Origin of the sequence: Helicovermis profundi, from assembly GCF_033097505.1 — a bacterium.
GTDB classification, from domain to species: Bacteria; Bacillota; Clostridia; order Peptostreptococcales; family Acidaminobacteraceae; genus Helicovermis; species Helicovermis profundi.
The window spans coordinates 1,403,062-1,418,383 of the sequence record NZ_AP028654.1 but is presented as its reverse complement, the minus strand read 5'-3'; the positions used below and the strand labels follow the sequence as shown (position 1 = coordinate 1,418,383).

The following is a 15,322-nucleotide window of genomic DNA, read 5'->3' as shown; positions in this document are numbered from 1 at the left end:
TCTTACTCCCACTGAATCTTAGAAAACATAATCCAGGGCCTTTTTAGAGTTCTTTATCCCCCACTTTTTTAGAAGTAGGGGTATTAGAACTCTAAGGCATCGGATAAATATCTTAAAATCTAATGAATATGGTGATTTTTCTGCTTTTTAATCAATTAAGAATCAATTGGCATTATTATTGCTTAATTATATTTTGAATGTTTAAAAAAACTAAGGGGGTAAAAAATGAATATTCAAGGAGTAGTAGATTTTTTAAATAGTATTATTTGGAGCAACTGGCTAGTAATATTATGTTTAGGTAGTGGTATTTTCTTTAGTATCTTACTAAAATTTCCGCAAATACGTCTTATTAAAGACATGGTAGGACAACTTATCGGTGGAAAAAGTTCTGAAACTGGCGTATCATCTTTCCAAGGATTTGCAATGGCGCTCGGCGGTAGAGTAGGTACTGGTAACATTGCAGGTGTTGCCACTGCAATCGGTCTAGGAGGACCTGGAGCCGTATTTTGGATGTGGATAATTGCATTTTTAGGCGCTGGTTCTGCTTATATTGAAGCAGCACTTGCTCAAGTATGGAAAGAAGACGATAATGGACAGTACAGAGGTGGACCTTCATATTATATTGAAAAAGGTCTTGGAATGAAATGGTATGCTGTTTTCTTTGCTATATCAGCTATAGTTGCATGTGGTCTTTTTTTACCGGGTGTTCAAGCTAATAGTATTGCTAGTGCAGTAGAAAATGCATTCGGCCTTAGCCCATATGTAACTGGCGGAATAATTGTATTCTTTTTAGCGTTCGTTGTATTTGGTGGAGTAAAAAGAATCGGAAAAGCTGCTGAAGTTATTGTTCCATTTATGGCAATCGCATATATTATCGTAGCACTTATTATTCTTGTTATTAATGCCAATCAAATTATTCCTGTTTTAAAATTAATAGTTACATCAGCATTTGATTTAAAAGCTGGTTTTGGAGCACTTCTTGGAACAACTATACAAATGGGTGTTAAAAGAGGAATCTATTCAAATGAAGCTGGGCAAGGAACTGGACCAATGGCTGCAGCTGCTGCTGAAGTTTCACATCCTGCTAAACAAGGTTTAGTTCAAGCATTCTCTGTTTATGTTGACACATTATTTGTTTGTTCTGCAACTGCTTTTATGATAATAATAACTAAGAACTATAACGTTGTTAACCCTCTAGGTGGATTTTCTGTTGAAAATATTCCTGGTGTTGAATACGGACCAGCATATACACAACTTGCAGTAGACACACTTATTCCAGGATTTGGAGCAGGATTTATTGCAATCGCATTATTTTTCTTTGCTTTCACTACTCTAATGGCTTATTACTATTATGCTGAAACAAATGTTGCTTATCTTTTTAAAAATTCAAAAAATGCAAAACTATTAATTAATTTAACTAGAGTTGCTCTTCTTGGTATGGTATATTTTGGAGCAGTAAGAACTGCTAAACTTGCATGGGCATTTGGAGATTTAGGTGTTGGACTAATGGCTTGGTTAAATATTGTTGCAATTATTCTTTTAACAAAAGTTGGCGTTATTACACTTAAAGACTACGAAGAACAAAAAGCTAAGGGACTTGATCCTGTATTTAATCCTGCTAAATTAGGAATCAAAAATGCCGATCTTTGGACAAGCATTGGAAAAAAATATAGTAAAAATGAAGAAAAAGCATCATAATACAAATAAATTAAAAATACTTAATATGGTTTCGCTTTACATTATTAAAAATATTGCGTATCATCATAAATGAGAACAAAAATAATAAATGTAGGTGATTTTATGAAAAATATATTAATAATTGCTACTGGTGGAACGATAGCATCAACAGATGAGGGGCAAGGTCTTGCCCCTCATCTTAATGTTGATGACCTTCTATCGTTTATTCCAAGTATAAAAGACAAATTTAATATCGCAAGCGAATCAATAATGAATGTTGATAGCACAAATATGAGTCCTGAAGATTGGCAAAAAATCGCAATTAAAGTTAAAGAAGAATATTCTAATTACGATGGATTTGTTATAACACATGGTACAGATACAATGGCATATACATCTTCCGCACTTTCATTCATGATATCTAATTTGAACAAACCTGTAATACTAACTGGTTCACAGTATTCTATAACTGAAAATTGTACAGATGCTCAACAAAATTTAAGCGATGCTATTATTTTCGCTGGCCAAGATATTAAAGGTGTTTTCATCGTCTTTGATGGCAAATTAATTGTTGGAACTCGTGCAATGAAAATCAAAACTAAAAGTTATGATGCTTTTGAAAGTGTAAATTTTCCCTACGTTGCAGAAATAAAACATAGCAGAATAACTTACAATAAATATATTGAAACTAAATTTTTAAAAAATGAAAATGAAAATGAACTAAGTATCAACACTAAAATATCAAATAAGATTCAAGTTATAAAGCTTTTTCCTGGAATGAATGTTGATATATTTGATTATTTGGCAAAAAATTATAAAGGAATTATAATTGAGAGTTTTGGAATAGGCGGAATACCCTTTGGAGTTTACAATATTTCTGAAAAAATTAAAGAATTAGCACTACAAAACGTCGCGGTAGCTGTAACTACACAGTGCCTAGAAGAAGGTGTTGAATTTGGCCTTTATGAAGTGGGAAAAAAAATTCCCAAAGACAATGTTATATATGCAAATGATATGAACACTGAAGCCCTCGTTGCTAAGATGATTTGTGCTCTTGGAAATTTCACAAATATATCTGATATAAAAAATTATATTGAAAAACCAATATTTTTTGATATATATTCTAGCGAACATTAATGTAAGAATTTTTTATGAAATTTTAGATTATTATCTTGATAAATTTTAAACTTAATTGTATAATAATATAGTATTTATTATATTGATAAGTTACTAACAAAGGGCGACATTATTTAATGTCGTTTTTTAATGTTATTAACTATTATGGAGGGTTTTATGGGATTAAATGTATTTAACTTTGAAGCAATCGGAGTTATGGGACTTGTTGTAACTGTTTTAGTATTCGGCTTAGAACAACTTGGAATTGGTGTTAAAGAAGAAAATCATCTTAATGTTTCTAAAGGAGTTTCTTATGTAGCATTTTGGTTTGGTGGCGTAACACAAGTTATCACTGCAATTTATATGACGCTTTTTGGTTTTGCTGGACCGGCTTCAACTTTTGTTGCAACAATTTTTGCACTTTACGGATTTTTCTGGTTAGTAGCTGCCAATCACTTTAGATACGGTGGAGACAAAAATATGCTTGGTAATTTCTGTGGAGTTGTTGGTATTATAACAATATTTTTAACAATTATTGCTTTTAAATTAGGATTAATCTGGCCACTTGGTGTTGTATTATTCTTAATCATTTTATTAATGTTTTCTCTTGTAATTGCATTAACTGGAATTAATCCTAAATTTATTAAAGCTGCTGGTGTATTTAATATCTTAATTGGTATTGGTGGACTATTCTTATTTTGGGCTGCTGTGACAAAAGGCCTAGTGCTTTAATATTTTTAGTATATTTTATAAAAAAGCAATAGATGATAATCATCTATTGCTTTTTTTATGTTTTTCTTCTAAAAATATCTTAGCATTTTTTGCTAAATCAAAACCATTATCAATTCCTACTGAATTCATTTTATTTTTATAATCTAAAGCTGAATGGTTTGGAATCATAAATAAATCTGAATGCTCACTTAAACTAATATCGAGAAGTGAATCTCCAGAACTTACTACAAATGTTGAATTTAATTTTTCTTTTAAGTATTTTAGCGCCCTTCCTTTTGTAATAGCATTTGGTATAAAATACACTTTCCTTCCTTGATCAAAAATTCTCCAATTATTTTTTTTAAAGTCACCTTTAATCAAATTTAATACATTCTTATTAAAAATATCTTCTTCAGCTATCATATAAAAAAACAAATTATCAGCTGATCCAAATTTAATAAAACCTTTCTCATTTTCTAAAAAGCTTGCTTTTTTAAGCATAGTTTCATAACTCGTACACTTAGCTAAATTGTTTTTTACAACTTTTTCCCATTCTAAATCAATTTCGTCATTAATAAGTATAATCCCACCATTTGCTACTACAGCATACGGAGTAAACAAGTCATCTAAATTTATGCGTCTATATTGACTTAATGTTCTAGTAGTAATAGGAATAAAATAATTATTTGTAATAATTGATTTTATTTCCTTTAGAGTATCACTTAAAATATAGGAAATAACTTTATCTTCTTTTTTTTCAATAGCAATAAATTCTTTCTTAGTATCTTTTATCCACCTGTGTGAATAAATTAGTGTTTGATCTAAGTCACTAGCAAATATATTCATCTATTCTCCCTTTAATGATTTTACAATACCGCAACAATAATATGCATTTAAGGGATATTCCTCAACAGGTATTCCCTTTTCTTTTGCAAGTTGAAGAACATGATCGATATTTTTTGCGTTTTTCGCTACTAGTATTTTCCAGGGAATTCTTCGAAGTAATACTCGTGTCGTTTCTCCTATTCCTGGTTTAATAAAATGAATACTTTCAATATCAAAATCTCTTTCAATATTTTTTATATCCTTCATGCCTTCCCAGTCAACTACTTCTTTATCAAAATCAAATTTTTCAATAACATTTCTTTCAATATCGAAGTTACTAAATTCTTTTTCTATTATATCTATATAGTAATTTGAAAGATCTTCTTTTTCTAACTCTTTATAATATTTTACTCCATGAAAATCATTTTTATTTATTATATCCATTCTATGAACTGTTCTACTTAGAAGACCAGAAATAGTAGAATTTAAACAAGCATTAGGTATTAAAAAATCTTCTCGAGTTCCATATATTTTAACAGTATGACCTGGATCAGCAAGTACTGCTAAATCAGAATGTAGATTAGCATACTCTCCGTATTTAGTCTTGAATTCACAAACAGCCTCAGTCAATTCCTTTGTAATTGCACCCTTACCTGTCCATCCATCTACAAACTGAATACAACTATTAGGATGTTTTTTTAAAATATATTTCACTGCATTTTCATCAATTCCTTTACCCCTAATAATCGAGATACTATAATGATTTAAGTTCAATGAATATTTATATTTCACATATCTTTTAATTAATACGCCAGCCGGAGTTCCAGCTCTTGCTAGGGAAACAATAACAGTATTTTCCCCTTTTATTTTTAGAATTTTTTCTGCAGTTAAAGCCACTGCTATTGCAAGTTTTGTAGAAAACTGCTTTAATGATGAATGAAAAATTTCTAAGTATTTTTCACTTGGACTGTATTCAATCGGAAGCATCTCCGAATAATGAGTTCCTGATTGTATCGCTCTTTCTCTTTCTATATTGCTCTTTTCAACTACTTTTTCTGATATATCTTTAAGTAAAAATATAACATCATCTTCCATGTAACTTCCTAAGTTATTAGACAATTCTTTATCACCCTTTCTTTTCATTTGATAATATAAAAAATTCAACATTAGTTGATAATCTTCGTAATTTACTATTTAATTCTTCTAATAATATATTAGATTTCGTCTTCTCTAAAAAAACTAAAATAGTATCAAAGTTTTCATTTTCAAGATTATAAATGTAATTATTAACATCACTATTGTAAATACTTTTAAATCTAATACCTGATTTTATAGGATAGTTATCTGCATCACTTGGATATATAGGGCTCCTTGTTGTCGATTTAAAATTTATATTTCCATTTAGTTCACTTGCAATCATAAGTGGAATATACATAAATTCTTCCGTACCAAGTACAAGAGTTTTACCTATAACATATTTTTGTATATCAATCGCTGTTTCTTTTATTTTGATTTTTAATTTACTATTTGTATCTAGATCAATTCCAAATCTACCAGTAGAATCAATATAATATTCTTTTTTTTCTTTATTTACAGAAAAATCATAAATCTCATGCATATTGGGACGGGTATTAGTTTTATAACTATTACTAGCTGTTTTACTAAAAATGCTGTGTTTTTTAATATTGTCAAGAGTTAAGTCTAAATTTTGTACTGAATTAATATTTCCTTTTATTAGCGAAATAACATCAATATTAATGCTATGCTTTTTTTCAAAATTTTCAAATCTTTTAACATTTTCAATTGATCTTAAATCCATAATAGTTAGTACCGAGAATTCTTTAATACTATATTTACTTATAAGTGATTCAATAATATTTAATAGTGTTTTTCCTGTAGAAATTTCATCATCAACTAAAACTATTTTACTACTTGAACTTATTTTTAATTCATTATTTTCATAAACTTTATGATTTGTTGCGTGTGAATGCTCTTCAAGAAATTCTATAACATTTCCATCATATTCAATATTTTCTCTAGTCGTATGATAATATGTACCACTAGTATCAAATGTGTCAAATACTAAATGCCCAAGAGAAGTTGCAGTTTCAGCAAAAGCTATAACTAAAGTTTTTTTATCAATTTTGACTTTATAATCAACTAAACTTTTTATTTCTAATTCATCGACATTTCTAGCGTCGGAAACTATTTTTTTAATAGTTTCCTTGTAAGTCGTAATTTTATCATCTATGTCATTTTTAACTTCAAAGTTACAATTGCAACTTACTTTTGCGTATAATAAAGCTAATAATTTTCCTGATAAAATTGCTATAGTCGGTTTAACTGATAAATGTTTACCTAGTAACTTTGAAACAAAAAGAAATCTCCGTTTTTCGTTATTTCTTGTTGCAAAAGAAAAAATTTCTCCCTCATCAATACCAAGTACATTTGAATCAATATTCAAATTCATAAGGTAATGGTTTTCTACTTTCTTTTTCAAATTTTCCTCCTATACGATAAAAGTGATACAAAATCATATCCTTCATTAAATACTCCATATATTTCTGATCTTTTTATTATTCTTCTAGCCCATCTTTCATGCGGTTTAATTTCATTCATTTTATTATTGTATTTACTTTTTATAACACCATTACTTGATTCATTAATTATACATTTTGCATCTAAATACTCTTCTTTAGTAACAACATACAAGGAATTAACAAGAGAAATATGACTCGGGTGTATTACTGTTTTACCAATAATACCATTCTCTCTATCCAAAAGAATTTCTCTAATAAGTGCATCTAAATTGTTCTTAATTAAATTTGTTCTTATTAGTTTACCTTCTTCTCCTAAATGTTCATTAAAAAGTGTATTTCTAAGTAGTGGCTTAAGAATTCTTTCGTTATTATTAAAGTACTCCCAAACAGCCCCTGAAACAACGTATTCTGTATCTTTTCTAGTAAAGAAATTTAGAATATCAGAAATACAATCTCTAATAATACTAATATCGTAAATAGTAAAATCCTTACTTCTTCTTAATCCAAATAGCGAAGAAAAATCAGTTGCTCCAATTCGAACATTTAGTAAAAATTCACTATTTTTTATTAATAGTTTAGATATTTCATCTAAATTTTCTAATCTTTTTTCTATATAAATAATATTTTCTGTTTCTAAAACAGGCATAAAATAGTACTTTTTTATAAGTTTTTTATTTACAATATTTAAAGCTTTCAAATAAGAAACGCCAGAAATATTATCGAACTTTGGAAACACAAAACCCACTATAATTTCACTATATAACTCAATTTTTTTTGAAAGGCTTATTAGATGTTCACTATTTCTTACTCTAATAAATAGTAATGGTAACTTTCCCCTATCATATTTATTACTTTCAATAGCTATGAAAATATTCTCTAATACTCTTATCAAATTTTTTTCTGCTATTTCTATTTCATTGTCACCAATGGCATCTTCTAAACATATTACAAGACTAGAAAGTTCTGGATATTTATTTTCTACTAGCATATCATCAATATTTTTCCTTGTTGCCGGCATATACAAAGTTGCACCAAGTGCATATTCAAGAGTAGTTTTAATTGAATTCATCGTTATATTTGTAGGCGATTTGTAAAATAGTTCTTTAATACCTTCGTTTTCTATGTAATTAAAATGTTTCAAAATTATCACCTCCTATCATTATTATTTAAAACCAGCTAAGAATAATTCTTAGCTGGTTTTAATAAAACTAATTGCTAATATATTTATTACTTATATATATTTACGATTTCCGTTAGCGATTTATCATTTGTACCTTGTCCAATAGCATTAAATTTCCACTCATTAGAAGCGTCTCTGTACATTTCTCCAACAAGCAAAGAAGTTTTTCCATTATAATCCTCTGTTAAATTAAATTTTAAAAGTTCTTTATTGCCTTTTAAATCAACTACTCTAATAAATGCATTTTTTATCATTCCAAAATCTTGGTTTCTTTTTTGACAATCGTAAATATTAACAACAAACACTAGTTTTTTTATTCTGTCTGGTACTCTTTTAAGGTCTACCATGACTTGTTCATCATCACCTTCACCGCCACCAGTCAAATTATCACCTTTATGAATAACACTATCATCTTTGCTTCTAAGATTTCCATAATAAACTAAATCAAATTTGTTTTCTAGTTTTTCATTTGAATTAAGCATAAGAACCGATGCATCGCAATCAATTTCAGCTTGTTTGCTTGAAAAAAGTGATCCAAATAAACCGCCAGATGATTTGTTTTCAACAGGATCCCATCCAAGTCCAACCAATAATTCTGAAAGACCATTACTTCCTTTTGTTAAATCAATTTTCTGCCCTTTTACTAAACTAATACTCATTAATATACCTCCTAAGTTTAAACCTTTTAAGCATCTAAACCGTAATTTCTACATAAAGCTCCAAGTCCGCCTTGGAATCCACTACCGATTGCATTAAATTTCCATTCATCTCCGTGTCTATACAATTCACATACAACCATAGCAGTTTCAACACTATAATCTTCTGTTAAATCATATCTTAATAATTCTTCATTTGATTCTTCATTAAACACTCTAACAAAAGCATTTGAAACTTGACCAAAATTTTGTTTTCTATTAACCGCATCATGAATAGTAACAGTTATTGCTATTCTATCTATTTGAGTAGGAATTTTTGCGAATTCAATGATAATTTGCTCATCATCTCCTTCACCTTCTCCAGTTCTATTGTCACCAGTATGAATAACAGATCCGCTAGGATGTTTTAAATTATTATAAAAAATAAAGTCTAAATCGTTTTCAGCTTTTCCACTAGTACTTACTAAAAATGCAGAAGCATCTAAATCAAATTCATCGCCACCATCATAATTATTAATATCCCAGCCAAGTCCAATAACTCCTCTTTTTAAGTCATTACCTTTAGTTAAATCTATCTTTTGTCCTTTTACAAGTGAAATTGACATAAAATCCTCCTTACTAAATATTTATTCCAAAATTTCCACAAAGTGCAGCTAATCCACCTTCGAAACCAGCACCAGTAGCAGCAAATTTCCACTCTGATCCGTGTCTATAAAGTTCACCAACGACTACTGCTGTTTCAATACTATAGTCTTCACTTAAATCATATCTAATAAGTTCTTCATTTGTTGTTTCATTTACTATTCTTATAAATGCATTTGAAATTTGACCAAAATTTTGTCCTCTCTCAGCTCCCTCAAAAATTGTAACAGTAAATGATATTTTATCAACACCAGAAGGTACTTTTGAAAGTTCTACCTTAATTTGCTCATCATCACCTTCACCTTCTCCAGTTAAATTATCACCAAGATGTATAACTGAATCAGATGCATGCTTCAAATTATTAAAAAATACAAAATCACCATCAGCATTCACTTTGCCACTTTCATTTGTTAAAAATGCCGCAGCATCTAAATCAAAATCTTTTCCGCCATCATATTTATTAGTATCCCAGCCAAGCCCTACAACAATTTTAGATAAACCTGGATTTCCTTTTGTTAAATCAACCTTTTGTCCTTTTTTTAAACTTACAGCCATAATATCCTCATAGAGATTCTCTCTATGAGACTCACCACCTTTCATTTATTATATTATATTAAAATGAAGTTACATTAACCCCATTTTCCTAACGCAATACCAACAATATAGACTAAAAATGCAAAATATGAAGTTCCCATAATATAAACATCATGTTTTTTCACACCCGATTTTTTAAGTAATATCCCACCAGTAACTAACATAGAAACCACTAGAAATATTAACATTCCAATATTCCTTGCAAATTCAACTGGAATAGCTCTACCAGCAATTAACATAGGAAAACCTAAGCATATACAAATATCAAAAATATTTGATCCAACAGCATTCGATATAGCACCATCTGCATCACCTTTTTTAGCTGATTTTACTGATAAAAGGGTATCTGGTATTGAAGTTGCTGCTGCAATGATAATAACAGATGTAATAAATTTAGGTATGCCAAAAGTAAGAGCAACCACACCTGCTGAAGCAATAATTGCGTCAACACTTATCCAAACAAATGCCATGGTTACGATAATCCAACCTAGTATTGCAAAGTAACTCATATCGTCATCGTCATCATCTTCTTCTTCTTCAACTGAATTACCATTTGCTCTATGTTCCAAAGTTTGCCTATGTAGAAAAACTATATATCCCACATAAACTAGTAACAAAACTAATCCTGTTATATAAGTAAATTGTCCTAGAAACATAAATGAACCTAATACTGTTAATGCTAAAATATAAAAAAACATATCTCTATATATATTTTTTTTATCAACTTTAAGTGCTAAAGCACCTTTAAATGCTATAATACTAAACATCGGTATAAGTAACACATTAAAAATACCTGAACCTGCTATTGTTGGAACTCCAACATCAGTAAATTCCTTGTAAATAAGAACAGCAATCATTGCTGTTGCAAATTCAGGAAAAGAAGATGCAATCGCATCAAATGTTGCCCCCCTTACAGTTGTTGGTATATTAAGTTTTATACCTAATACATGGAGAACATCACCCAATTTATCCGATGCTACACTCACTATCCAAGACATAATTATTATCACTACTATTGCTATATATATATTATTTATAAAATTAAACATTTTACCTCACCTTTTTACTTAGTATCAACACCATAATTATTACATAGTGCTTCTAAACCACCATTAAACCCTTTTCCAATCGATTGAAGTTTCCAATTTCCATTATGCTTGTAAATTTCTATTATTACAATTGCTGTTTCATTTGATAAATTCTCGTCATAATTAAAATTTACAATTTCTTTATCACTACTAGGATCAATTGCATATATTGTTGAATCCATTAGCATAGAAAAATTTTTACCTTCTTCATCAATAGTTGAAGTGATAGCAATTTTATCAATGTTACTATCCACTTTACTTAAATCTATAGATATTAATTCATTATAGTATTTAGTAAAATTCTTTCCAAAATCTTCATTTAATTTAACGCTTCCATCATTTGACTTTAAGTTATTATAATAAATAAAATTTTCCTCAAAAGTTTTTCCATTTGAATCCATCAAAAATAATGAAGTATCAACATCAAAGGAAGAACTTTTAAATCCATATTTTAATCCAATTACTAATTTGCTCGTGCTAATTAAATCGTTTAATCCTAGTTTTTGTCCACTTTTTAATTTTTTTGAGTTTGATTTATCAATTAATTTATTTTCTTCTTTATTAATTTGTTTCCTAACAGATTCATTATCTTTATTTATTTGACTACTAACACTTGAAGAAACTACTGCACTATTTCTTGTAGGCTCACTTTCATTTTTTAATGCACTATCAATTCCATTTCTAAGATCAATTGTGCCTAAATGAGTAATTCCAGATGATCCTTCAACAGTGATTTTACCATTAGAAAACCTCATAGGTTCTTTTTTTCCTGTATCAACATACAAAACCATATTAAAATCCTCCTAATCTATAGATAAACTCACTCCACCCATTCTTTCATAAGGCTGAACAATAACAACTTCTCCTGGAGTATTAAATTCCATAAAATATGACTCTCCTGATGACTGTCCTAAAAATGTTTTCCAACTCACATCAGCTTTAAATGATGGTTGAGGTCCAGTCCAACATATTACAGCATCAGGATCAACAACACATGGTGTTTCAAGTATAATTGGGTTTCCATTAGTTGTTACTACTACTTGAGCACCTTCACTATTAGCTTTTAAATTCGAAGTAAATAGCCCCTTTTGAGATGCCATACCCGACGCCATCATTTTTACAGTATATTCGCATGTTTCAGTATATGCTAGCAAGTTTTCTCCCTCTACGCCAAGAGATTGACCTTTTTTTAATGTAATTACGCTAACATGGTGTGCTTGATGCGCCATGTAATACTCTCCACTACCTTCAACTTTCATTAAAGAAATATTTTCACCAGTAAGTTTTCTAGCTGCAAGTCCTGCTAAAGATCCAAGCATTCCTTTATTTTTATTAGTTCCTAAAAGTACTTTTTCAGCTTTAAATTGTCCCTTAGATGCTACCATTGCCCCAACTCTAGCATAAAAGTAACCATCACCTTCTGCTATACAAGTAAGTTCTTTATGAATTTTAAAATTAAACATTTCTTCCTCCTTCTTATATGTATTTACAATTCTATTATAACCTAAATAAAACTATATAAACAAGTTTATTCCTAACAAAATTGCTTACTATTATTATTAAATCAACTCATGTAGCTACTATACCAATAAAAGATTAACAGATTATTAACGTTAGATTAATCTTAGCTTACTTATGTTAAAAATATGATATAATTATAAAAAAATAAGTAATTTATACACTATTAGATATAAAATATTTATAGAAGGATGATTAATTTGATAAATACAACAAAATATATAAAAATAAATACAATTCAAAACAAAAGTTTTTTTTCAGAATCTTTATTACCAATTCTTTCTAGAGAAGGTTCATCAAATTCGAAAACGATAACTTTATCAACGTTTTTTACAAGAAGAATTGGTTGTACATTAAATGAAAATCAAATTTTAAATAATTACTTAATTTCATTAGAGAAAAAAAATATTTTATTTAATGTAATTGATAAAAAACTTAATTTTGATGCAACTTACCCTTTTATTGGCGATATTAAGAACTCTTTTAACGATCTTAATGAAAATCTGTCAAATTTAAATGAAATTATAATTAAAACAACTACAAAACTAATTGATAAAAATATTTTTAAAGATTCTCTAATAAATAGTACAATCACAGAAGCTCTTAACCAGTCAATAGTTTTATTTAAGTCATCTGAAAACAATTGTAATAAAAGTAAAATTTTGAACCTTTATATAAAATTATTTTATTGGATTAATGTCAAATTTCACACAATCATTAATTTTAATACAAATTTTAAGAATATTAACTTTATTAATTCAAAACTAATCTATATTGGTGAAATATCTAAACACGAAACATTTTTGATTTTTGCTTTATCAAGGATTGGCGTGGATATATTGTACATTAATTCTGTTAATGACAACCTTATTGAAAAGAATTCCTATTTAAGAAACTTCACAAATTTAATAACACTAACAAAATGTAGTGAGAATTTTAAGTACAACTTAAAAATTAGTAAACAATCACCTATAACTAAAAAACAAAATCCAATAAATAATTATAATCAAAGTAATTCTAATACACAAAGAACTAAAAATAGAATCCATTCAACCACAAATATTAATTCTAGGAGTGCTTCTTCAACTATTAATACAATAAAACCAAAAGAATTTTCCAGTAATATAACAATTAAGAAAAAAGAATTTAAAGGGGATCTTAAAGATATATATACAAAGTTAAATGAGAGAATTGGATACATTGGTCTCCCAAACGCTGTAATTCCAACTTTTTTCATTCGATATATTGGTGTTTCTAATAATTTGGATCAATTTAAAAACTCACTCTATAACTTAAATAAAAAACTTGAAAATTATAACTATATTAAAATAGAAGATAGTATTAAAATTGGAAATCCTACCGAATTATTAACTAAAACTAAACAAATTTGGAGTAGAACTGACTATAAAAAAGAAGATATTCATTTACTTATTTGTAAACTTAATGCGGTGGATACTTTAAGCTACATTCCAGGTAAAGATCATAAAAATCAAATATATAAAGCTCTTGAAATAACATTAATTATGCTTTTTGAAAATACCGAGAGTATTCAATCTTCAAAAATTAAAAATATCATTATAAAACAACTCGCTTGGTTAAAAGATGTATACAATAAATTATTTGTGAATTTTGATTATAAATCCACGTCTATATCTAAAATACTGTATTATGGAGATATTAAAATGCATGAAGGCTTATTCCTTACTTTTATGTATTATATTGGAGTCGATATTATATATATCAACACAATGAAAGATGAAATTTTCGAAAATTTAGATCCTAATTTAAATTTTTCTTCACTTTATGTAAACGAAACACTTTCTGATTATTTTGCATTTCCAAAAGAAGAGGTGCTTGTAAGACGAGAAACTACTGCATATAAAGCTTCAGAGGAAATCGGAAAAATAATTCATAACGAAGAAGATGGAGTTTACAAGCCTTGGCAATTTGAATCATACAATATTAAACCAATAACTTTAATGACAACATTCGACGAATTTGGTATACTATGGAAAGAAGAGTCGAGATTTCGTGATAGCTTTAAAGTTCAAAACAATACAGTTTATATACCAAATCTTTTTACAAAAATTAGCGGTACAAATGAAAACGAAAGCGATTACTATAAATATATTTCATCTCTTACATCAGTACCACTGGTAAAACTATATAATGAGCTTCCAATAATAAATAATGTGATGAATAAGCAAGAAATATATAGATTGACAAATGTATTTTCAAAGGATAATTTAATTAATAGTGAAGAATTAAAGAAACATCCATTATACAAATATTCTTACCTTAGTGAAAATACTCAAAATAAAATAATCATTAAAACTAATGAATTATTAGATTCAAGTGTATTAACTGAAAAAGTTGATATAAATTTAAGACTAAAGGTACTCTCTACTGTACTAAGTCTTGATAAGGACATTTTAGAACTTATACAAAATTTTGACTACCCTATGAGAGTACCAAAAGTTATCGTATATGATTCTAAAGAAACAACTTTTAGCCGAGAAGACTCTATAGTTATTTCTTTTCTTTATTTAAATGGATTTGATATATGCATATTAACTCCAACTGGATATAATAATTTCGAAATGTTTATAGATAGTAAATTTTATGATATCTTTAAATTAGAAACTAAAAAGTTCAATCTAACTTTACCAGATTTAAATAAGTATTCATCTAAAAAATCAAAGAAGTTTTGGTCATCTTTATTTGGATAAGTAATACAAGATTTGTTTTATAATAATAATAATAAATTTAGCAATT

14 protein-coding genes are annotated in these 15,322 nt (G+C 28.2%); 4 read left to right on the top strand and 10 right to left on the bottom strand.

Annotated elements, in window-relative coordinates:
* Positions 1 to 225: 225 nt before the first annotated feature.
* From AACH12_RS06255 to AACH12_RS06245, 3 genes are all read left to right on the top strand, one after another.
* Positions 226 to 1,698, top strand: a complete 1,473-nt coding sequence (locus tag AACH12_RS06255) for an alanine/glycine:cation symporter family protein (RefSeq protein ID WP_338537203.1) — start codon at positions 226 to 228, stop codon at positions 1,696 to 1,698.
* A gap of 102 nt (positions 1,699 to 1,800) precedes the next feature.
* Positions 1,801 to 2,814: an asparaginase gene (locus tag AACH12_RS06250; RefSeq protein WP_338537202.1), complete on the top strand. Its 1,014-nt coding sequence runs from the start codon at positions 1,801 to 1,803 to the stop codon at positions 2,812 to 2,814.
* A 156-nt stretch (positions 2,815 to 2,970) separates the two neighbouring features.
* A complete protein-coding gene (locus AACH12_RS06245; protein WP_338537201.1) occupies positions 2,971 to 3,525 on the top strand; it encodes an AmiS/UreI family transporter in 555 nt (184 codons plus the stop codon).
* Between the two features lie 39 nt (positions 3,526 to 3,564).
* Here AACH12_RS06245 and AACH12_RS06240 read toward each other — a convergent pair whose 3' ends face one another.
* The 10 genes from AACH12_RS06240 to AACH12_RS06195 all read right to left on the bottom strand — a co-directional run bounded on the left by AACH12_RS06240 (position 3,565) and on the right by AACH12_RS06195 (position 12,492).
* Entirely contained in the window at positions 3,565 to 4,350 is a 786-nt protein-coding gene (locus tag AACH12_RS06240) for an HAD family hydrolase (RefSeq protein ID WP_338537200.1), read from the bottom strand.
* On the bottom strand, positions 4,351 to 5,472 hold the full coding sequence (locus tag AACH12_RS06235) for a cysteine protease StiP family protein (RefSeq protein ID WP_338537199.1): 1,122 nt from the start codon (positions 5,470 to 5,472) through the stop codon (positions 4,351 to 4,353). It lies immediately after the preceding gene.
* Positions 5,456 to 6,829, bottom strand: a complete 1,374-nt coding sequence (locus tag AACH12_RS06230) for a phosphoribosyltransferase family protein (RefSeq protein ID WP_338537198.1) — start codon at positions 6,827 to 6,829, stop codon at positions 5,456 to 5,458. Before AACH12_RS06230 ends, AACH12_RS06235 begins: the two co-directional genes overlap by 17 nt.
* Positions 6,826 to 8,010: an HpcH/HpaI aldolase/citrate lyase family protein gene (locus AACH12_RS06225; protein WP_338537197.1), complete on the bottom strand. Its 1,185-nt coding sequence runs from the start codon at positions 8,008 to 8,010 to the stop codon at positions 6,826 to 6,828. Before AACH12_RS06225 ends, AACH12_RS06230 begins: the two co-directional genes overlap by 4 nt.
* An 86-nt stretch (positions 8,011 to 8,096) precedes the next feature.
* On the bottom strand, positions 8,097 to 8,708 hold the full coding sequence (locus AACH12_RS06220) for a TerD family protein (RefSeq protein WP_338537196.1): 612 nt from the start codon (positions 8,706 to 8,708) through the stop codon (positions 8,097 to 8,099).
* Positions 8,709 to 8,734: 26 nt separating this feature from the next.
* On the bottom strand, positions 8,735 to 9,310 hold the full coding sequence (locus tag AACH12_RS06215) for a TerD family protein (RefSeq protein WP_338537195.1): 576 nt from the start codon (positions 9,308 to 9,310) through the stop codon (positions 8,735 to 8,737).
* Positions 9,311 to 9,323: 13 nt separating this feature from the next.
* Positions 9,324 to 9,902, bottom strand: coding sequence for a TerD family protein (locus AACH12_RS06210; RefSeq protein ID WP_338537347.1), 579 nt, complete (start codon positions 9,900 to 9,902; stop codon positions 9,324 to 9,326).
* 74 nt (positions 9,903 to 9,976) lie between these two features.
* Positions 9,977 to 10,990, bottom strand: a complete 1,014-nt coding sequence (locus AACH12_RS06205; RefSeq protein WP_338537194.1) for a sodium:calcium antiporter — start codon at positions 10,988 to 10,990, stop codon at positions 9,977 to 9,979.
* 14 nt (positions 10,991 to 11,004) lie between these two features.
* Entirely contained in the window at positions 11,005 to 11,820 is an 816-nt protein-coding gene (locus AACH12_RS06200) for a TerD family protein (RefSeq protein ID WP_338537193.1), read from the bottom strand.
* Positions 11,821 to 11,832: 12 nt separating this feature from the next.
* Positions 11,833 to 12,492: an AIM24 family protein gene (locus AACH12_RS06195; RefSeq protein WP_338537192.1), complete on the bottom strand. Its 660-nt coding sequence runs from the start codon at positions 12,490 to 12,492 to the stop codon at positions 11,833 to 11,835.
* Between the two features lie 255 nt (positions 12,493 to 12,747).
* Between AACH12_RS06195 and AACH12_RS06190 the strand changes: the two genes are divergently transcribed.
* Entirely contained in the window at positions 12,748 to 15,276 is a 2,529-nt protein-coding gene (locus AACH12_RS06190) for a YceG family protein (RefSeq protein ID WP_338537191.1), read from the top strand.
* Positions 15,277 to 15,322 lie beyond the last annotated feature (46 nt).